Below are 21,624 nucleotides of genomic sequence, written 5' to 3'. Positions count from 1 at the left end.
AATAATACCAATAAGTGCCATATTTTAAAATAATTGGGAAATCTTGAAAAATTTCGTGCGTTTCTTGTTTAAAATTAAAAAGGTCTCCAATTAGGAGACCTTGATATCTAGTTTCTGTTTTTAAGTAGAATCCAACCGGACTTTAATTCAAGTTTTTTACTGGCCGGATTTTCCCATTGAACTCTATACCAATATGTTGCGGTTGGAATATTGATTCCTTTCAAAGAACCGTCCCATCTCAAATTAGATTTATCAGCTTTAAATAATTCTGCTCCGTATCTGTCAAAAATTGATGCTGCAAAATTCTTGTAATTGCTAATGCCTGTAAAATCAATGTAATCATTCAGACCATCACTGTTTGGAGTAATTGCATTGCTTATTACAAACGTAAAGAATTGTAATGTATTACCACATTTTGCATCTTTTACTTTTACAGAGATACTATAATTGGTATTGTCTAAAACATTATAGAAAATGTTGGATGACTGCCACGTATTACCTCCGTCAATTGAATATTCCAAAACCCCACCTGTAGGATTTGTTGCAGAAATTGTCAATACATTATTTTCAAATACCACATTTGTAAACTGAGGAAGATCAGGATTGATCAGTTGCGCAGTAAATAGTTTTGTACAAGTCCCGTTACTGATCGTTACAGAGTAAGATCCCGGAATATTGGTTGTGATCGTCTGTGTAGTTGCACCGTTACTCCATAAATAAGTATAGTTTGGTCCTGCTCCTGCGTCTAAGACTCCGTTATCTCCTGCACAGGCGTAAACATCTTTTAATGTAGAAACAATTGCGGGAACAACTTCAATAGTAATGGTTGCTGGAGTATTCGATACACAACCATTTCCACCTAATGCAAACACTGAATAGGTTGTAGTAACAGAAGGAGTTACCACTTGCGTATTTCCGTTTCCGGGAAGACCAACCCAGTTATAAGTAAATCCTCCACTTGCAGTCAATGTCACAGATTCACCTGCGCAAATTTTACTTTTTGAAGCGGCAACAATAGCTGTTGGCGGTCCCACAACAATTGTGATAAATGCAGGATTTGCAGAAACGCAACCATTTGCTCCTACAGCAAGCACAGAATACGTTGTGTTTGTAGTTGGAGAAACGACTTGCGTAGGACCATTTCCTGTCAGTCCGTTGCCCCAGTTATAAGTTGCTCCACCCGATGCTGTTAAAGTCACAGATTCTCCAGGACAGATTTGCTGGAATGTAGAAGTTAAATTGGCAACTGGTAAAACTTTATCCTGAATAACTGTAACCGTCGCGGTGAATGTACAGGTTAAGTTTGCTGGCTGTGTTATATTTGTAACTGTTAACGTATATGTTCCTGCAGCATTTACGACAGGACTTAAAGTATTTCCTCCTGAAACAATATTTCCTCCTGTAGTCGTCCACGCAATTGTAGAACCTGCAGGAATTACAGAAGCTGAAGCATTCAAAGTTACCTGAGCTGTTGTACAGGTAATGGTTTGGGGCGTAGCAATCGTTAATGTCGTTGCAGCAGTTGTCAATAATTGTAGATTTACAACATACTTACATCCTCCATTGCTTACTAAAACATAAATAGTCTGATTTCCCGGACTTTGAAATGTTGTAGGAGCTGTAATGTTGCTCGTATTTCCTGCAATTGCATCTAACTGATTAACATAATATGTAAATGTGATACCTGATGTAGCCGTAGTTATCTGACTTTGAGCAGAGGTAAGATCATAAGTGATATTCCCTTGTTGATAACATTTTAAAAGGCTTGCATTCTGAGCAGTAAAAGGCTGAGAAACTTGGATAGTAATGGTTGCTGGAGATGTTGAAACACATCCGTTTGTACCTACAGCTGTTACAGAATAAGTAGTCGTTGCTGTAGGAGATACGGTTTGAGTGGCTCCGTTTCCTGTAAGAGTTGCCCAATTGTAAGTTGCTCCTCCCGTTGCAGTTAAGGTTACAGATTCACCTGAGCAAATTATCAGTTTGCTTGCAGTAAGTCCCGTTGCTGGTGGTGCGCTGTCTCCTATTACGGTAACACTTGCTGTTCCGGTACAGGTAACATTTCCAGCGAAAGTATTAGAAATTGTTAATATATAAGTTCCTGCCGCATTTACAACTGGATTTAATGTTGTACCTCCTGAAACTATATTTCCTCCTGTAGTCGTCCATGCAAAAGTAGATCCTGCAGGATAAACTGAAGTTGATGCATTTAATGTAACCTGAGTATTGGTACACGTCAAGGCAGTTGGTGTTGCTATTGTAGGAGTGATTTCTGCCGCTTTTACCAATTGTAATTGTGCGACTTTAGAGCAAAATCCGCTTTTTACTAGAACATAAACTGTTTGATTTCCTGCACTTGAAAAAGTTGTTGGACTAGCAATTGTGCTTGTATTTCCTGCATTGGCATCTGACTGATTGACATAATATGAAAATGTCACACCCGGAGTTGTACTTATTGAGGTTTGAGCAGATGTTAAATTAAAAATTGCATTTCCAGGAGTATAACAACTCGTCAAAGTTGCATTTTGTACTGTCGGTGATGTTCCGCCAACAATAGTTATGCTGGCTTTACCCGGACAAGAATTACCCGGAATCAGCACCTCAACAGAATAAACACCTGGTTGTGTTGCTGTGTAAGAAGCATTAGTCGCTCCAGGTATAGCAGTGGTTCCTAAAAACCATTGGTATGTTGCATTTGGAATCTGAGCGGATGCAGTAAAGGTTTGAGGTGCATTATCACAAACATTGATAGAAGCCGGAAGCTGAACTCCTGTCGGCCCTAAAATCTGAACACCAATATCGAATGAACCCGCTTCTAAGAAAACACCTGAATCATATGTTGAATCATTGTAATCTGCCAATACCATTTTAAAATGATAAGTCTGACCAGGTATAACTGTCGCTTTAGCAGTTAAAGGCACAGTTCTTCCATTAAAATTAGTTTCGATTGCAGAATTATTATACCCTCCGAAATAAGAAGCATTTAATGCCCCGCAACTCAATGGATTACCATTAGATTCGGTTGACGGACGAATATTCTTAGTACTTACAGGTCCTGCCCCACCTGGTAATACGGCTAAGTTGGTATATGGATCTCCAACTTTTCTTAATAATAAAGCAAAACCATCTACAAACTGACAAGGGAAACCGTCCTGATATTCTTCTGAAGCAAATAAATATCTGAATGTAACTTCAGTTGAAGTTGGTACAAAATCAAATTCTATATATGTAGCATCCTTTAGATTATTATTTGGAAGACCTAAAGCTGCTGCAAGATCTGCATCTCCTTGAGTAACGACACCATCACCCAATTGCCCTGCAATAAAAGCATTTCCTGCTTTTCTTGCCTGACCGGTTGTTAAAACAATCCCTTTTGCAAAAGGAAAATTGGTAGTGCCTTTATTAAAAAATCCCCATGTTCTCGTAACATCACCAGTAGAAAGATTCGGAGAGACCGCCACATTAGTTACATTGGCTGTAGAACAAGTAGATCCGCCAGAAATTAACACATCCTTTACCAATTGCGTTATACTGTATGATGACTCAGGATAATTAGTTGTATTTACATCTATAAAAGCGCCCGCTTTCATTGTTTGAGAAGAAGCTTTCTGCACACTTTTACCTCTTTCTCTAGTCTGAGAAAATGTAAAATTTCCAATAAGAACTAAAAACAGAGCTAAAAATAAACTTCCTGCACTTTTATTTAACATTTTGTATTATTTTTAACAAAAATACTATTTTTTTTGATTTAAATTTAATTCAGAAATATTTATATTATTATTAACACAAATTGTGGAATGATAAATATGAAATTTCATCATAATACCTAGAAACAAAAAAGACCGATCAATTATCGGTCTTTTTCAATATGTTATAAAAATTTATTCAAAATTCTTAAGTAAAATCCATCCTGTTTTCACAGTAAGTTTTTTCGTTGCAGGATCTTCAAATGTTACCTGATACCAATAAGATGATGTCGGTAACTTTTTACCCTGGAAGAAACCATCCCAATAAGGTCTTATTTTTTCAGCTTTAAAAACTGCTTTACCGTATCTGTCTGAAATTACTGCCTGGAAATCTTTAAGATCACTGATTCCTCTGAAATCAATCATATCATTTACATTATCACCATTCGGAGTAATTACGTTTTTCATCACAAATGTGAAGTATTCCAAGAAACCTACACAGCTTGTATTTTTCACTTTAACTCGGATAGAAACCAATGTATTGTTCGGAACATTTGTAAAGGTGTTTGAAGACTGCCAAGTAACACCGTTATCATTAGAATACTCTAATTGTCCGTTACTTGGATTGCTTGCCGTTACTACCATCGTTCCGCTTTCATTATAATCAACTTTTATAATCTGAGGAATAATTGCCAGATAAACCTGAGTTGTAAAGACCTTAGAACAAACACCATTACTGATCGTTACAGAATATAATCCCGGTACTTCTGCAGCAACTGTTTGTGCCGTTTCACCGTTGTTCCATTGGTAAGAATAATTTGGTCCGGCTCCTGCATCCAAAGTGATTCTGTCACCTAAACATATAAATCCTCCTGAAAGATTTGAAGTAATTGCAGGAACAACTTCTACAACAACTGAAGCCGGCTGTAAAGATTTACAACCTTGAGCACCGATTGCATAAACTGTATAAGTCGTATTCTGTGTCGGAGAAAGCGTACGAACTGCACCGCTTCCTGAGAAATCACTCCATTGATAAGTTACACCGCCTGAAGCTGTTAAAGTTATAGATTCTCCAGAACAAATTCTTAGTTTAGTTGAAGTAAGAGCCGCTATTGGTGTAGCTTCTTTTCTTAAAGTTAATGTTGCCACTTTAGAACAGAAAGCTCCGTTTGAAACATTTACATAAAGAATCTGCCCGTCGTTTCCGTTAAATGCAGCGATATTGGTAATATTGGTATTATTTCCAGCTACCGCATCAGCTTGTGCCAAATAAAATTTAAAAATAGCTCCAGTTGTTGTGCTGATTAATGGTTTTGCTGTATTTAAATCAAAAGTTATTACACTCGGCGTAGTACAAAGTTTTAAAGTGGCATTTTGTACAACTGGACTTGTACCACCAATAATGGTTACTTTTGCCTCTGCAGGACAATTTTGACCAGGTAAAATGATCTTCACTGTATAAATTCCCGGACTTACAGCGGTGTAAGTTGCGCTTGTAGCACCCGGAATAGCAACGCCGTCTTTATACCACTGAAAAGTCATTCCCGGAGTTGTAGCTACAAGAGCAGTCAAAGCTTGCGGTGTATTATCACATACATTCAGAGTTTCAGGTACAGGGTTCCCCGCACTGTCAACAATACTGATTCCAATATCAAAAGAGCCTGCTTCTAAGAAAACTGCAGAATCGTGAGATCCGTCATTATCATCGGCCATTACCATTTTAATATGATAAGATTGTCCGGGAATTACAGTTGCCATAGCTGTTAATGGCACTGTTCTTCCATAAAGATTGGTTTGATTTACAGGTGATAAAGTTTCATAATACTGAGCGTTGATTGGACCACAACTAAAACTCGCAGGTACAATATTGGTGGCAGTTACAAGTCCTGCACCACCTGGTAATACGGCAAGATTGGTATAAGTGCTTCCAGGAGTATTTGGTTTTAGAAGAAGAGCAAAAGCATCTTCATATCCTTGACATGGGTATCCACCATCATACTCTTCCGAAGCAAAAATATAATTAAACTTCATTTGTGAACTTGATGGAACGAAATCAAATTCTAAAATGACTGCATCTTCCAAATCAAGAGTATTACCTGCTAAAGCGGTTTCCAGATCGGTATCTGTACCCGTAGTAAGGTCAACCCCAAGTTGCGGTTCCGGGTTATTTCCTGCCAAACGTGCTGTACCTGTTGTTAAGACAATTCCTTCTGCAAAAGGAAAATTTGAAGTACCTTTATTAAAGTATCCCCAAAATCTCTCATTATTAGTTACGGGTTGAACCGGTGAAATTGTAACATTTGAAATATTTGGCGTTCCACATGAAGTTGAACTTCCCACTAAAACATCTGTAACCAATTGCGCTGGTGTAAAATTGGATGCAGGATAAGGAGTTACATTTACGTCTATTAAATCGCCAGCTTTGGCTGAAGAAGACGGCTTTGAATTTTTTGCTTCCTCTAATCTTCGCTGCTTTACAGTTTGTGCATTGGAAAAGGCACTTATAAGGAATAACAAAAAGAAACTTAACCTAAAGTAGTTTTTCGATCGATATTTTAACATTTTGTAATTGTTTGTCCAAAAATAATAAAAATAATCCTAAATGATTAAGATTATGTCTATAGATTTACGAATTAACATCAAATTTACAATATGATTTAGAAAAACAAAAATTACGTATTTTTACTATCAGATCAGTCCTTCTTTAGATCATCAATCATATTCTGAAGTTCCTGAATTTTATCTTTCAGCAATTTAATTTCGTTTTTATTAGAATTTACATTACTTTTCAAAATCGCTTTTTTCGCTTTTTCGATATGATCTTCATCGTCGTCTTCATCATTAATTTCTTCAATATCTTCCTGGATATCTTCAATATCTTCTGTTATCTCTTCGATGTCTTCACTGATCTCCTCTAAGTCTTCCTGAATATCTTCGATATCTTCACTGATCTCTTCAATATCTTCCTGAATATCCTCAATCTTTTCATGACTTTTATTCACCGACATCTGAATAAGTATTGAAAGGTAAATTGCCTCCAGAGAAAGCACTGTTGTTAACACAAGCAACATTTTATCAAAATCGACAACATCAAAGAAAGGCAGCAAAAATGAAGTGATAAAAAGTAGGGTATGAATAATGAGAGACGGTATCGAGCCAATCCATGAGGTGATTCCGTCTGCAAGTTTCTCCAGAGATTCTCTTCTTTCGTGTGATGTTTTCATTATTTTTTGTTTAAAATAATTCTTTTGTTACCCCCAAACCGAATAGAGCAAAATCATATTTTGCAGGGTCTTGATCGTCAAATTTTCTGATAATTTCATCCAGTTCTAAAACAGTTTTCCAGTCGTTCTGAGTTCTTAAAATTAAGCCTAATTTTCTCGAAATATTTCCGGTATGAACATCTAAAGGTATGGATAAATGTTTTGAATCAATATTCTCCCAAATGCCAAAATCTACGCCACGATTGTCATTTCGTACCATCCAACGCAAAAACATGATGATTCTTTTCGAGGATGAATTTTTATAAGGTGAACTGATGTGTTTGTGACTTCTATGCTTCTCAACATTCAAAAACTCAGTCCTGAATCTTTCAATAGCGTGATAAAAATTGGTTTCGGAACCTTTAATAATAAATAAATTTTCCAGACTTTCATTTTCACTATAAATTCTGTTGAATTGCTTAATAAAATATACAAAATCTTCACCATTAAAAGTTCGGTGAATACTTTTTCCTTCAATTGATTTCAAATCATTTTCAGAATAATTTTTCACAAAATCATACGGAGAATTGCCCATTATATCGAGCATCTTCTCAGCAGATTTAATGATCGCCTTCCTGTTTCCCCAAGAAATTGTTGCAGCGAGAAAACCAGCAATTTCAATATCCTGCTTTAAAGAAAAACGATGCGGAATCTGTATAGGATCATCCTGAATGAATTCAGAATTATTGTAGATATCGGCTTTTTCATTTAGAAAATCTCTTAATTCTTCAAAATTCAACATAACAGTTTAAATTTTCACAACTTCTAAAGCTTTCGGTAAAAACGTGTTTGGAAAAATGGTTCGTGCCTCGTCCGTAAAAACAGTCAAGTCGCCGTATCTGTTAGAAAAATGACCTAAAATAAGCTTTTCAACTTCAGCTTTTCTGGCAATTCTCGCAGCTTCCAAAGCTGTGGTGTGACCCGTGTAATCTGCCATTTCTTTCAGATCATGCAAAAAAGTAGACTCATGATACAAAACAGTAACATTTTTAATGATCGGAATTACAGATTCCAAATATCTTGTATCACTGCAAAAAGCATATGAAACAGGTTGCGCAGGTTCTGTCGTCAGAATTTCATTTTTCAGAACATATCCATCGCTCAATTCAAAATCTTTTCCGGCTTTTAAATTGTGATAATCGCAGGTTTCTATTTCTTTATATTTTGAAATTTCCTGCATATTCAAATGTCTGTCTTTCGTTTTTTCTTTAAAAAGATAACCGTTACAGTAAATTCTGTGATCCAAAGGGATTGTGTAAACCTCTACTCTATTGTCTTCATAAATTTTTTCTGAATAATCTTTATCCAATTCATGATAAATTACTTCAAAACCACGATGGGTTTCCGTAATCGTGAAAATGGTTTCCAGCATTTTTTTAATTCCTTTCGGACCATAAACATGCAACGGAACCTCTCTTCCCAACAAACGAAAAGACGCAATCAGTCCCGGCAAACCAAAACAATGATCGCCATGAAGATGGGAAATAAATATATGATTGATTTTTGAAAATCTTGCTTTTGCTTTTCTCAGCTGTACCTGCGTTCCCTCACCGCAATCAATCAGAAAACATCTTTCTTCCATTTCTAGAAGCTGAGATGTTGGTGACGTGTTGATGGTAGGAATTGCTGAATTAAAGCCTAAAATGGTTAAATAAGTACTCAAATCAATAGTTTATTACGAGCAAATGTACGATAAAAGTTTGAGGCAAAGGTTGAGATCAAGGTTGAGGTTGAGTTTAAAAACAGTTATCTTTAAATTAATCTAAACCCTTTCTATTATAAAACTAACCCTTTAATTTTAAAAAATCTAAAAATAAATCGAGAGCCTTTTTTCTATGACTAATCTGGTTTTTATCTTCAGGATTCATTTCTGCAAAAGTCATTTCATATCCTTCAGGAACGAAAATCGGGTCGTAGCCAAAACCTTTGTGTCCTTTATTCTCCGTGAGTAAATTTCCGTGAGCTCTGCCGTCAAAATACTTTGCTCCGTTTTCGTCGTAGTAACATAAAACTGTAATGAAATATGCTTTTCTGTTCTGAACATCTTCCATTTCGCCCAAAACTTTCTCAATATTTTTGGCGAAATCGTGATCTCCTGCGTAACGTGCAGAGAAAATTCCGGGTCTTCCGTCCAAAGATTCTACAACCAAACCGCTGTCATCTCCCAAACTTGGAATTCCCGTTTTTTCGAAACAATATTTAGCTTTAATTAAAGCATTGGCGTTGAAAGAATCTCCGTCTTCCACAATTTCTTCATGTATATTGTAATCTGTCAAACTTTTCACGATAAATTGATCGCCTAAGATCTGCTGAATTTCTTCTTTTTTGTGTACGTTATGTGTGGCAACTAATAATTCCATGATATTTTTAAAATTTTATTTCTTTAAAAAGAAACTTATTATTAATGTAATAAACGATAAGAATAAACAGATTATTGAAATGATATAAAATAATATAATCCTTGAATTCACATGTTCATCTTTTAATATGGTCACTTCTTTTATATGATTATTTTTTGAGTATGATTTAAGAAAATATTTTCCTTCGTGACTAATATTAAATTCTGAGTAAGATGTATATTTTTTATCCCTAATTGTGACAATATCTGTCGTAAATATCCATTTTGGATTCAGTGAGTCGGGAAATTTTCTGACTATTCTATTTTGCGCATCTTTTAATTCAAAAAAATAATTTTGATAGTTAGACTCTTCATGATTGTCATCCATAAGATAAACAGTATATGCACCCTTATCAAGATTAATTTCAGATTCTCCAGGAATCTTTACTTCAATAAAATTAAATTTTAAAAAAGTAAAAGTTAGCAAGAAAACAAGTATTGATGTGAGAAAAAAAATGCCTGCAATTATTCTAAATTTCTTTTTCATAAATTAAATTTCCGAATAATGCACTTTATATTTCTTCATAAACAAATAGTAAAACAAAGAAAAAAGTACAATCCCAACTCCTAAAATCACCCATTCTGAAACCTTGAGAGCTTTCGAAAAGCTTTCATTTTTCGTATAAAGGATTAAAACTGATGAACAAAGATTGTTGAAACCATGTAACAACATTGGTAACAACAAAGATTTTGTTTTGTGATATACCAAACCTAAAACGCATCCCAACAAAACCGCACCTACAAATTGCCAAGGATTTGCATGTACCAAACCGAAAATAATTGAAGCAAAAACAATCGCTTTCCACGGTTGCATTCCATTATTGATCATGCCTTTCTGAATAATTCCTCTGAAAATAATTTCTTCAAAAATCGGAGCTATAATCACAGCGGTGAGAACCATGACAACAGGATTATCTGTTAATTGACTCATTAGATCCGTAAAAAAATCATAATACTTTCCGAAAAACGGTCCTGTAGTCGGAATTTGAGACGTTACAAACTCACCGATAAACATCATTCCCAACATCATCGGAAATATGAGTAGATAAGTGTAAAAATTAGTAGGTGAAAAGTTGAAATTCAGTTTTTGTTTGGTCTGTAATCTTACTACAAAAAAATCGAAAAAAGCAATTGATATTAAAAATACAACTGCATTTGAAGCCATCAAAAACCAATCTTTGTATTGCAGATTTTCTTTAAAAAACAGCATCCAGAAAACATTGAAAAATCCTACAGCCAAAGATCCTACGACAAAACCTGCGAATAATATCAAACCTCCAATCCAGGTGAATGTAAATTTCGGGTATCTGCTGTTTTCCATTTTTTAAATTTGAAAAACAAAGATAATTGATTTTATGAAAATACAGGATAATAAAGCTGCTATGAACAATAGTGATTTATTTTAAAAACGATTTATCTTATCTATTTAAAACTTATAACCCATTTTAAATTATTTTTCTGAAGTATCTTTGCACCTTAATTTTTATGAATATGGATCATGCAGTCAAACAGCCGGAAAATGTTAATTTACCATTACTTACCTACGTTGGTTTTACTTTTTTAGGATACTTTATTATAGGTCTATCACTTTCGGTTCTTCCGATTTTCATTAGTAAAAGCTTAGGATTCAGTTTGGTGATTGCCGGATTGGTGATCAGTTTACAATACGTTGCCACATTTTTTCTAAGAGCGTATTCCGGGAAAATTATCGATGGAAAAGGCTCTAAACCTGCAGTTTTATCCAGCATGTTGGGATTTTCTCTTACAGGAATTTTCCTGATTCTGGCTTATTATTTTAAATTTTCACCATTAATCAGTTTAGGATTTTTAATCATCACACGACTTCTGACGGGTTGCGGAGAAGGAATGATTGGTGCAAGTCCGATCAATTGGGCAATTATGGCTTTGGGTGAAAAACATACGGCAAAAATTATTTCTTACAACGGTGTCGCATGTTACGGAGCTTTAGCAATCGGTGCTTCATTAGGAGTTGTTATTGAGCATCAGTTTGGTCTTTACGGAATCGGAATTCTTTCTATTTTAGTTGGAATAGTCGGTTTTCTCTTTGCTAAAACTAAAACAAACTATACCAATTCTCATACTCAGGATTCTCAATCATTCTGGAAAGTTTTAGGAAAAGTTTCACCTTTCGGAATTTGTCTGGCTTTAGGCGGAATTGGTTTTGCAAGTATTTCTACTTTTATTACATTATACTACAACTATTTTCATTGGAATAACGGTGCTCTTTGTCTCACTGTTTTTGGTGGATTGTTTGTTGCAGGAAGATTGGTATTCAGCAACGTCATCAATAATTATGGTGGAATAAGAGTCGCAATCGCTTGTCTTTTAGTAGAAACAATCGGACTTTTAATCATATCCTTTGCCAACAATTCTGAAATGGCACTTTTTGGAGCTGGAGTTACAGGATTAGGATTTTCATTAATTTTTCCTGCACTTGGTGTTGTTGCTATTAAAAGTGTTTCTCCGTCAAGTCAGGGTTCTGCATTGGCAGGTTACGGACTTTTCATTGATCTTTCTCTCGGTATTGCAGGTCCGCTGATTGGAGGTGTTGCAGATATTTGGGGAATGAAATATATTTTTCCGTTTAGTGCTTTGATGGTTTTGACAGGTTTAGGAGTTGCTTATCTGCTTAAAAGAAAATCTAACTTTTAATTTGATTTTACCGCAAAAGACACAAAACATTTTAACACATTAGTTTAGTTAAGATTAAATTCTTTAAACACAGAAGAACACATTAGTTTTAGAAAATCTTTGATTTTTAGTCTTATGTGAACTTTTTATTTTCAATTTATTTTAGCTAAAAAACTTACGTGATCTAATGTGTTTAAAATTATAATTTTTGCAATTTTAAACATCAGATAAAAGTTTAAAAATCCGATTTTCAGAATCCGATAAAAATCCCGATTTTTGCAAATTCAAAATACACTATGTCAGACTTAATCAAAGAAATAGAGAAAAGAAAAACATTCGGAATTATTTCTCACCCAGATGCCGGAAAAACCACGCTTACAGAAAAACTTCTACTTTTTGGAGGTGCAATTCAGGAAGCAGGAGCCGTAAAATCGAACAAAATTAAAAAAGGGGCAACCTCCGACTTTATGGAAATCGAGAGACAGAGAGGAATCTCGGTTGCAACTTCCGTATTGGCATTCGAATATAAAGGTTTCAAAATCAACATTCTTGATACTCCGGGTCACAAAGATTTTGCTGAAGACACCTACAGAACCTTAACAGCTGTAGATTCTGTAATTGTTGTCATCGACGTTGCAAAAGGTGTTGAGGAACAGACTGAAAAATTGGTGAAAGTCTGCAGAATGAGAAACATTCCGATGTTGGTTTTCATCAATAAGCTTGACCGTGAAGGTAAAGATGCCTTTGATCTTTTGGATGAAGTTGAGCAGAAATTAGGTTTGAGAGTTGTTCCGCTTTCTCTTCCGATTGGGATGGGTGCAGATTTCCAGGGAATTTATAATATCTGGGAAAACAATATTCAGTTATTTTTAGAAGAAAAGAAACAGAAAGTTGGTGAAGCCATCAAATTCGACGACATCAACGATCCTACAATAGATGAAATCATTGGTGCAAAACCTGCGAAGAATTTAAGAGAAGAATTAGAATTAATACAATCTGTTTATCCTGAGTTTAGCCGTGAAGATTATATGAATGGCGATTTGCAGCCTGTATTTTTTGGTTCAGCTTTAAATAATTTTGGTGTGCGTGAATTGTTGGATGCATTTATCGAAATTGCTCCAATGCCGCAACCGAAAGAAAGCGAAACCCGTATGGTGAAACCAGAAGAATCTGCATTTACAGGCTTCGTTTTCAAAATTCACGCAAACATGGATCCTAAACACAGAGACCGTTTGGCTTTCGTGAAAATTGTTTCAGGAACATTTAAAAGAAATGAAAACTATCTATTAGTGAGAGAAGGCAAAAAGATGAAATTCTCCTCTCCGAATGCTTTTTTTGCCGATAAAAAAGAAGTTGTGGACGAAAGTTTCCCTGGAGATATTGTCGGACTTCATGATACCGGAAGTTTCAGAATTGGTGATACTTTGACAGGTGGTGAAAAAATCAGCTTCAAAGGAATTCCAAGTTTCTCTCCAGAGCATTTCAGATATATTAATAATAATGATCCTTTAAAGGCTAAACAATTGGCAAAAGGTATTGATCAGTTGATGGATGAAGGTGTTGCTCAATTATTTACTTTAGAAATGAACAACAGAAAAATAATCGGAACGGTGGGTGCACTTCAATACGAGGTTATCCAATACCGTTTGGAACACGAATACGGTGCAAAATGTACTTACGAACAACTTTCTATGCACAAAGCTTGTTGGATTGAAGCGGATGAAAAATCTGAAGAGTTTAAAGAATTTGCAAGATTAAAACAGAGGTTTTTAGCAAGAGACAAATACAATCAATTGGTATTCTTAGCTGATTCATCATTTACAATTCACATGACACAAGAGAAATTTCCGAATGTGAAACTGCATTTCATTAGTGAATTCAGACAGAATTAATTTTACCACTTATTTTTAAATCATAAAAAAAACCGTTCATCTGAACGGTTTTTTTTATGAGTATGATGATCAATATTATTTATTAAGCATCAATAATTTCTTAACAATCTTCTCATCATCTACTGTTACATGAATCATGTAAGCTTCTGTAGGAAGAGTTCTCAAGTCAATTTTCTCATCTGCTCTATTGTCAACAGTTCTTGAGAATATATGTCTTGTTCTTTTTGGTACAACCAGTTTTCCGTCCATAGAGTAAATTTCGTAAGTAACTTTATAAGGAGCAGGAAGTCTTTTGTCATCAAACTTCGGAGGGAAATCAGTTTTAATGTAGATATATCCGTTATTAGATGGTACAGGATAAATCATCATTCCTTGGAAAATTGGTGACTGAACTGCTGGGTTACCCGGATTTCCACCACCACTTGGAGGAATTACAACTGCTGAAGAATTGATTGTAAAGCTTTGTGAGTTAACATTTAAAAAAATATTATTTAGACCCTTAACCATAATTCTTGCATTTGCCACAGTTCCTAAACCTCCTGGTACAGTATAAGAATAAGATCCATTGTTAGGAGCACTTGCAACTAACACTGTAGGGAATGTAAGACCTCCATCTTTTGATAATAAAATGGTAACATTTGGTGTACTCACAGGAGCAGCTGTTGTTCCCGCTACATTCCAAGTGATTGTCTGTGCCTGACCTTCATTCCATACTACTCCTGCAGTATTTTGAGAAGTAACAATAAAAGGTCCTGCAGCAGCATTTACTGTTACAACCGCATCATCAGAATTGTTTCCGGAACCTCCAGCCCTGTTATCACGAGTTGTAAATCTGAAATTGTATGTTCTGGCAACATTTGACAGAGCCTCTACAACGATTCCTGAAGGAGTACCAGCTGGGCTTGACAATGTTGTTACCCCTGCAACTATTCGATCTAATGGTGGAAAATATCTGTAAGGAACTGTTTGTGGAGTGTGTGATCTAAAAGTAGGTCCACTAGCTTTTGTCGCAGATGCTACAGAGTTTGCTCCTGTTTGACCGGCAACTGCGGTGTCCATTTGTTCCCAAATAAACGTCAGTGGATCTCCGTTTCCATCAGTACCCGCTCCAGTAAGCATAAATGGAGTTCCTTTTGGGATGGTATAATCTAAGCCTGCATCAGCTGTGGGAATTGCATTTCCTGTGTTTGTAACTACAGGACAAGTTTTATTTTTAATATTATTAGTAATTTGTTGAATACTTACAGCATGAAAATACGCATCTGAATTCAACTGTACATTCTGATTCGTAATACCTGCATAAGCCATGATAGTTGATCCAGAGCCAACTTCCATATTTACTCCAGTTCCTTCAATATTATGAGAAAAAGTGTGATTTCCTCCAAACTGATGACCTAATTCATGAGCTACATAATCAATGTCAAAAGTATCTCCCGACGGAACTCCATTTGCAGGAGAAGTATATCCTCTTCCTTTCGTTCCATTAGTACAAACACAACCAATACAACCTGCATTACCACCACCTCCGGTGGCACCAAACAAGTGACCTACATCATAATTGGCTTCTCCAATTGTTGCTGTAAGATTGGTTTGCAATTCTCCATTCCAAGCTCCACCTGTTCCGGCTGCAGCTCCAGAGTAAGGATCTGTAGATGCATTTGTATAGATAAGTGTACTATTGTTGGCGATAAGAATCATTCTTGCAGCAAAATCCTTTTCAAAAACTCCATTTACACGAGTCATTGTATTATTCATAGCTGCTAAAGCACCAGCTACTGTTCCGCCGAAATAAGTTGTATATTCTCCAGTACAAGATAAAGCAAGTCTGAAAGTTCTTAATTTCCCGTCATCCGCATTTGGTCTTGCAGTAAGGTTTGAATTGTCAAGTCCTTTTTGAGCGACATCAATTACTGAACATTCAAATTTATCTAAACTCTGCTTTTTGTCAGATTTTTTATAAACAACATAAGTAGAAAGATCTTTTGTATATGGTTCAATAAAAACTGCAGATTTATTATCATAAAGCTCCATAGAAGATAAACCTAAAGGCGACATACTAAAATACACTGTAAAATGCGAATCTTCCAGACTCTCACCTACATAAGATTTTATATCCGGATATTTTGCTGCCAATTCCGGAGCAAAGTTTGAATTCTCTCTTACTTTGAAATTTTCAAGAACTCCTTCAGCATTTGGAAAAGAGATGATAACATCAGATTTTCCACTCGTTGAAAAACTTTGTGGTGCTTTTGATAGTGCATTTTTTAAACCTGCAAAATCTAGACTGTAAACTTTTGGATGAAGAATATTAGTTTTATTTTCTAATATCTCAGAAGTATTTTTTGGAGAAACTTCCTTCCAAAGGCGGTTTGTTTGTGCTGAAATAATATTGGAAATAAAAAGCACTCCCATCAAGAGTAGTTGTTTTTTCATGTAAATTCTATTTTGATTACGAAATGTCAAAATTAATGAAAATTTATAACACTAAAAACAAAATTATTTAAGAAACTTTTAGAAATATAAAGAAACATATCATAAATATTGAATAATTTACTTTTTAATCGATAAAATATCCTGTCAGTTCCAAAAATTTGATTCTTTTATTACAATTGACATATCCAAAAAAAAATATGGTTGTCAGTAAAAAAGTTAATCCTCGATCTTTGAAAGATCATTTTTAAATAAAAAAATTGAATTTAGAAATAGAAAATATTGTTGTAAAACCTTTACAAACAATTTACAAAAACCTATCTATCAACACATTAAACATTTACTAAAATCATACACTTCTTTTACAAGCCACAGCAGATTTAACCTTCTAAATTTACTTCAACAAAAAAATAATCTTATGAAAAAGTATATCTTATTAGTTGCTGTATCAAGCACTTTCATTATGTGTAAAAAGGGAGAAGCTGCAACTTCTCAAATGGAAAACACCGTAGCAAAAGCCGACAGCGCTTTAACAAATACTGCTGAAAAAGTAAATTCGGTAAGTAAAGATGCGGAAGCTGTTTTTGATTCGGCAAGTATTAAAATTAAAGATTTTGAAAAAACGAAAAGTGATGTTACCGAAAAAATAGAGTCAACTTCTAAAAGCATCGATTCTATATCAGACAAAATCGCCAATATGAAATTGGAGTCTAAAATTGAGAAAAAAGATTCTTCACAAACAAAAAATGAAAAAATTGTAGTAAATGTTCCTGCTCCGAAAATCATTAAAGAAACGAAAATCGTTTACAAAGACAAACCGAAAACAAATTCTGAAATTTTAACCGTTTCTAAAAACAGAATTCAAAAATCCGGAGTTCTTGAAATTAATGTTAATAATGCTGAAACTGCTAAAGAAATTGTAAAAGAACAGGTCAAAAAGTATGACGGTTTTATCAGAAGTGAAAATATTTCACTTAACAATAATGATAAGAAAATTGCTTATTTAAAAGTAAAAGTTCCTATTCAGAAGTTTGATTATTTAATGGATGATCTTAGCTACAATATTGGAGAAGTTGAAAATAAAGGCATTGATGTTTCAGGTCACGATTTTGTGAACAATACTTTATGTGATGTAGAAATTACTTTATACGGAGCTGATTCTGATCTTGCCGTACAAAATAAACCGGAAGGTTTCGGTGACAAATCTCTGGCTGCAGTTTCTTCAGGATGGAATGTCATTACTTCTATTTTCCTTTTTATTCTTCCGCTTTGGCCTATGTTTTTGATTGCCGGGATTGCTTATTATTTTTATAAAAAAAGAAATAAAAATCTTCCCGGAAATAATCCTGATTAAAAAATTAATAAATTTTTAAGGAAAAAATATTCATTGAAAAGAAATTCCTCATACATTTGTATTAATAAATGTTAAACTTTCAACAAAAGTCAAATTGTATTTAACTTAACTCTTTAAATACAATCAAACAATAAAGAAATTAATAATTTTCATATATTAATATTTTGTGATTTGGTGTAAAGTAAAAGGCTCTCGATTTGAGAGCCTTTTATGATTATTTCATGTTCACTATTTTATCTACAACAAACTTTGTATTTCCTCTCCAAGGCAAAGTACCATTGTATTCTTTGTAATGAAGATCAAAGGTTTTACCACTGTTGAGTTCCAATTGTTTGAAAATTTCAGGATCTTTTACAGAAAATTCAAACTCATAGCTTGTAATTGTTCCCGTTTTTCCTCTTCCGAAACCTTCCTGAATCAATTTTCCTTCGTAGGTTTTGAAAATATAGCCTTTATTAATGGCGTAATTCAAATATCCGGATTTTACACCTTCTCCAAAAACGAAGTAAAATTTATACCAGACAAAAACTCCTACAAGAAGTAAAATAACTCCTAAAGTGATTAACCAAGATTTTTTCATACAAAATATTTAGTGTTTTAAATTTACATCGATTATTTTGAAATACTTCTCGAAATCACAATTTTCTGGATTTCCGAAGTACCTTCATAGATCTGAGTGATTTTTGCATCTCTCATTAATCTTTCTACGTGATATTCTTTTACATATCCGTATCCTCCATGAATTTGTACCGCTTCAATCGTAGTATCCATCGCAACCTGAGAAGAATATAATTTTGCCATAGCTCCGATTTCAGAAATATCTTTTCCGGCATCTTTTTCTACAGCAGCTTTGAAGCAAAGCATTCTTGCAGCCGTAATCTGAGTTGCCATATCTGCCAATTTGAAAGCGATTGCTTGATGATGGATGATTTCAGTTTTGAAAGCTTTTCTTGTTTTGGCGTATTTAAGAGCCATTTCGTAAGCTCCGGAAGCAATTCCTAAAGCCTGAGAAGCGATCCCAATTCTACCACCGTTCAAAACAGCCATTGCGAAATTGAATCCGAAACCGTCTTCACCAATTCTGTTTTCTTTAGGCACTTTTACATTATTGAAAAGCAAAGAATGCGTATCACTTCCTCTGATTCCCAATTTGTCTTCTTTTGGTCCGATCTCAAAACCTTCCCAACCTCTTTCTACAATGAAAGCGTTGATTCCTTTATGCTTTTTCTCAGGATCTGTCTGAGCAATTACCACATAATAAGAAGCTGTTCCTCCGTTGGTGATCCAGTTTTTCACACCATTTAAAAGATAATAATCACCTTTATCTTCGGCTGTCGTTTTCTGAGAAGTTGCATCAGAACCCGCTTCCGGCTCAGACAAAGCAAATGCTCCGATCACCTGACCGCTTGCCAAAGGTGTAAGATATTTTATTTTTTGTTCTTCAGAAGCATATTTTTCAAGACCTGCACAAACCAAAGAGTTATTTACAGACATCACAACTGCTGCAGAAGCATCAATTTTTGCAATCTCTTCCATTGCCAAAACGTAAGAAACGCTGTCCATCCCGGCTCCACCGTATTTTGGATCGACCATCATTCCCAAAAGTCCCATTTCTCCCATTTTCTTCACCTGCTCAGTAGGAAATTTCTGGTCACGGTCTCTTTCTATTACTCCCGGTAATAGCTCGTTTTGTGCAAAATCTCTTGCTGCCTGCTGAATCATCAGCTGTTCTTCTGATAAATTAAAGTCCATAAAATTATAATTAGATGGTCGTAAATTTACACTTTTTAACCAAATCTGAAAATACTAATGATATTTAGTGAAACTAACTTCAAATTTTCCAGTATTCATCAGGTTTTACCGCTGAATTAATTATTGAAAATTACTGTAGAGATCTGATCTTTTTATACTTAATTATTTATTTCAAAAATCTAAATTTATAATTAAAAAAAATGCTTATATTTAAATTCTTTACTAAATATATAATAATTATGTCAATTAAAAGATTATTCGATATACCCCACCTTGCATTAGAAAAATTTCCTAATGATGTCATGTTTGCCACAAAACATCAGGGAGAATGGCAAAAAACATCTACTCAGGAATTTATTAATCAAGGGAACAAAATTTCAAGAGGTCTTTTAAAACTGGGAATCAAACCTGGAGATAAAATCGCTTTGATCACTACCAATTCCCGTACAGAATGGGCAATAATGGATTTGGGAATTTCTCAGATCGGCGTAGTTTCTGTGCCTGTTTACCCAAGTATTTCACCGGAAGACTATGAATTTATTTTTAATAATGCCGAAATAAAATACTGCTTTGTTTCGGATAAAGAACTTCTGGCGAAAGTGATGAAGATCAAGCATAATGTAGCTTCTCTTCAGGGAGTTTTTACGTTTGATAATATTACAGGAGCTGCAAACTGGAAAGAAATTCTAGATCTTGGAGAAGATGATTCTACTCAAATCGAGGTGGAAGATCTTTCAAAAGCTATCAATACACAAGATTTAGCAACTTTAATATATACTTCAGGAACAACAGGAAAGCCAAAAGGTGTTATGTTGACTCATGAAAATATTGTTTCAAACGTTTTAGGTTCGGTTCCTAGAATTCCAAAAAAGAAAAGTTTAGATTATAAAGATACAAGAGTTTTAAGTTTTTTGCCGATCTGTCATATTTTTGAAAGAATGCTTTTTTATCTTTTCCAATATAATGGTTTTTCAATTTACTTTGCTGAAAGTATTGAAAAAATGGGTGAAAACGTAAAAGAAGTGAAACCTCATTATATGAGTGTTGTTCCGAGATTAGTGGAAAAAGTTTATGACAAAATCTATAATACTGGTTCTTCTGCAGGCGGATTTAAACAAAAAATATTCTTCTGGGCTTTAAATCTAATTCAGAAAAAGAAGGAAGTTACAAAACCTACAGGCTTGTCAGAAATTATCGCCGACAAACTTGTCTTCAAAAAATGGAGAGAAGGTTTGGGCGGTGAAATTATCACTTTGGTTTCGGGTTCTGCTGCTTTGTCAACAAGATTGAATTTAATGTTTCAAAATGCCGGAATTCCAATTCTTGAAGGATATGGTTTAACAGAAACCTCACCAGTGATCTCAGTAAACTCTTTTGGTAAAATGAAGGTTGGAACTGTAGGTCATCCTTTAGACAACTTAACCGTGAAAATTCAGGAAGATGGTGAAATTACCGTGAAAGGACCATCTGTATTTAAGAGCTACTTTAAAAATGACGTGCAGACTAAAGAGACTTTCACAGAAGACGGATTTTTCAAAACCGGAGACATCGGACATATCGACAGCGAAGGATTTTTGCAGATCACCGACCGTAAAAAGGAAATGTTTAAAACTTCCGGCGGAAAATATATTGCTCCTCAAACGATTGAAAATTTAGCCAAAGCTTCAAAATTTATTGAGCAGGTGATGGTTGTTGGTGACGGCGAAAAAATGCCTTGCGCATTTGTACAGCCGGATTTTGAATTTGCTAAAAACTGGGCAATGAGAAACAACCTCAACATTGGTACTACTCCAAAAGAAATTGCAAACAGCCCCGAACTGAAAGAAAGAATTGAAAAAGAAATCGACAATATCAACGAACATTTAGGAAATTGGGAACAGATCAAGAAAATTGAGCTTACTCCTGAAGTCTGGAGCATTGAAGCGGGGCTTCTGACTCCAACGCTGAAACTGAAAAGAAAAGCAGTGAAAGAGAAGTTCAAAGATCTTTACGATAAAATGTATGGTCATCATGATTAGAATAAATAAACCGTTTCAGATTTGAAGCGGTTTTTTGTTTTTGTTATAAACACTAATTCACAAGTAATTAAAATTCCAAGATTTTTAAATAGGTAAAATTAAAACCACCCCGTCAAAAATTTACTCTAAATTTTCGCCAACCCTCCAAAGGATGGGAATTATGATTGCGTTTATTGAAA

Annotated in this window: 15 protein-coding genes; 4 read left to right on the top strand and 11 right to left on the bottom strand. The window is 34.7% G+C overall.

All coding sequences use genetic code 11. The features are described 5' to 3' along the window. Positions 1 to 107: 107 nt before the first annotated feature. The 8 genes from NZ698_RS01940 to NZ698_RS01905 form a co-directional block, all read right to left on the bottom strand. Positions 108 to 3,710: a choice-of-anchor L domain-containing protein gene (locus NZ698_RS01940; RefSeq protein WP_263001326.1), complete on the bottom strand. Its 3,603-nt coding sequence runs from the start codon at positions 3,708 to 3,710 to the stop codon at positions 108 to 110. A gap of 171 nt (positions 3,711 to 3,881) precedes the next feature. Next, positions 3,882 to 6,248 (bottom strand): choice-of-anchor L domain-containing protein, encoded by a 2,367-nt coding sequence (locus NZ698_RS01935; RefSeq protein ID WP_263001324.1) that lies wholly within the window; start codon positions 6,246 to 6,248, stop codon positions 3,882 to 3,884. Positions 6,249 to 6,379: 131 nt separating this feature from the next. Next, complete coding sequence (locus tag NZ698_RS01930; protein WP_263001322.1) at positions 6,380 to 6,910, bottom strand: hypothetical protein; 531 nt, start codon at positions 6,908 to 6,910, stop codon at positions 6,380 to 6,382. Between the two features lie 10 nt (positions 6,911 to 6,920). Continuing rightward, entirely contained in the window at positions 6,921 to 7,691 is a 771-nt protein-coding gene (locus NZ698_RS01925) for a TIGR02757 family protein (RefSeq protein WP_438265544.1), read from the bottom strand. 6 nt (positions 7,692 to 7,697) lie between these two features. Continuing rightward, a complete protein-coding gene (locus NZ698_RS01920) occupies positions 7,698 to 8,612 on the bottom strand; it encodes a ribonuclease Z (RefSeq protein WP_263001320.1) in 915 nt (304 codons plus the stop codon). A 121-nt stretch (positions 8,613 to 8,733) separates the two neighbouring features. After that, positions 8,734 to 9,309: an RdgB/HAM1 family non-canonical purine NTP pyrophosphatase gene (rdgB, locus tag NZ698_RS01915; RefSeq protein WP_263001318.1), complete on the bottom strand. Its 576-nt coding sequence runs from the start codon at positions 9,307 to 9,309 to the stop codon at positions 8,734 to 8,736. Positions 9,310 to 9,324: 15 nt separating this feature from the next. After that, on the bottom strand, positions 9,325 to 9,834 hold the full coding sequence (locus NZ698_RS01910; protein ID WP_263001316.1) for a hypothetical protein: 510 nt from the start codon (positions 9,832 to 9,834) through the stop codon (positions 9,325 to 9,327). A gap of 3 nt (positions 9,835 to 9,837) precedes the next feature. Beyond that, entirely contained in the window at positions 9,838 to 10,668 is an 831-nt protein-coding gene (locus NZ698_RS01905; protein ID WP_263001315.1) for a CPBP family intramembrane glutamic endopeptidase, read from the bottom strand. Positions 10,669 to 10,838: 170 nt separating this feature from the next. Between NZ698_RS01905 and NZ698_RS01900 the strand changes: the two genes are divergently transcribed. Then, positions 10,839 to 12,020: an MFS transporter gene (locus NZ698_RS01900; protein WP_263001313.1), complete on the top strand. Its 1,182-nt coding sequence runs from the start codon at positions 10,839 to 10,841 to the stop codon at positions 12,018 to 12,020. 275 nt (positions 12,021 to 12,295) lie between these two features. After that, positions 12,296 to 13,891, top strand: coding sequence for a peptide chain release factor 3 (locus tag NZ698_RS01895; RefSeq protein ID WP_263001311.1), 1,596 nt, complete (start codon positions 12,296 to 12,298; stop codon positions 13,889 to 13,891). A gap of 75 nt (positions 13,892 to 13,966) precedes the next feature. On the opposite strand, the gene NZ698_RS01890 is transcribed toward NZ698_RS01895, so the two are convergent. Continuing rightward, entirely contained in the window at positions 13,967 to 16,324 is a 2,358-nt protein-coding gene (locus NZ698_RS01890) for a reprolysin-like metallopeptidase (RefSeq protein WP_263001309.1), read from the bottom strand. 415 nt (positions 16,325 to 16,739) lie between these two features. Here NZ698_RS01890 and NZ698_RS01885 point away from each other — a divergent pair, with 415 nt between their 5' ends. Further along, positions 16,740 to 17,675 (top strand): DUF4349 domain-containing protein, encoded by a 936-nt coding sequence (locus NZ698_RS01885; RefSeq protein ID WP_263001307.1) that lies wholly within the window; start codon positions 16,740 to 16,742, stop codon positions 17,673 to 17,675. Between the two features lie 214 nt (positions 17,676 to 17,889). Here the strand turns inward: NZ698_RS01885 and NZ698_RS01880 are convergent, their stop codons facing one another. Then, a complete protein-coding gene (locus tag NZ698_RS01880; protein ID WP_263001305.1) occupies positions 17,890 to 18,255 on the bottom strand; it encodes a hypothetical protein in 366 nt (121 codons plus the stop codon). 32 nt (positions 18,256 to 18,287) lie between these two features. Next, entirely contained in the window at positions 18,288 to 19,427 is a 1,140-nt protein-coding gene (locus NZ698_RS01875; RefSeq protein WP_263001303.1) for an acyl-CoA dehydrogenase, read from the bottom strand. 239 nt (positions 19,428 to 19,666) lie between these two features. Here NZ698_RS01875 and NZ698_RS01870 point away from each other — a divergent pair, with 239 nt between their 5' ends. After that, entirely contained in the window at positions 19,667 to 21,445 is a 1,779-nt protein-coding gene (locus NZ698_RS01870) for an AMP-dependent synthetase/ligase (protein WP_263001301.1), read from the top strand. Positions 21,446 to 21,624 lie beyond the last annotated feature (179 nt).

It is taken from the genome of Chryseobacterium edaphi, from assembly GCF_025628985.1.
Taxonomy (GTDB): Bacteria; Bacteroidota; Bacteroidia; order Flavobacteriales; family Weeksellaceae; genus Chryseobacterium; species Chryseobacterium edaphi.
Note: the sequence above shows the minus strand (reverse complement) of the source record. Positions and strands in the feature narration are given on the sequence as shown.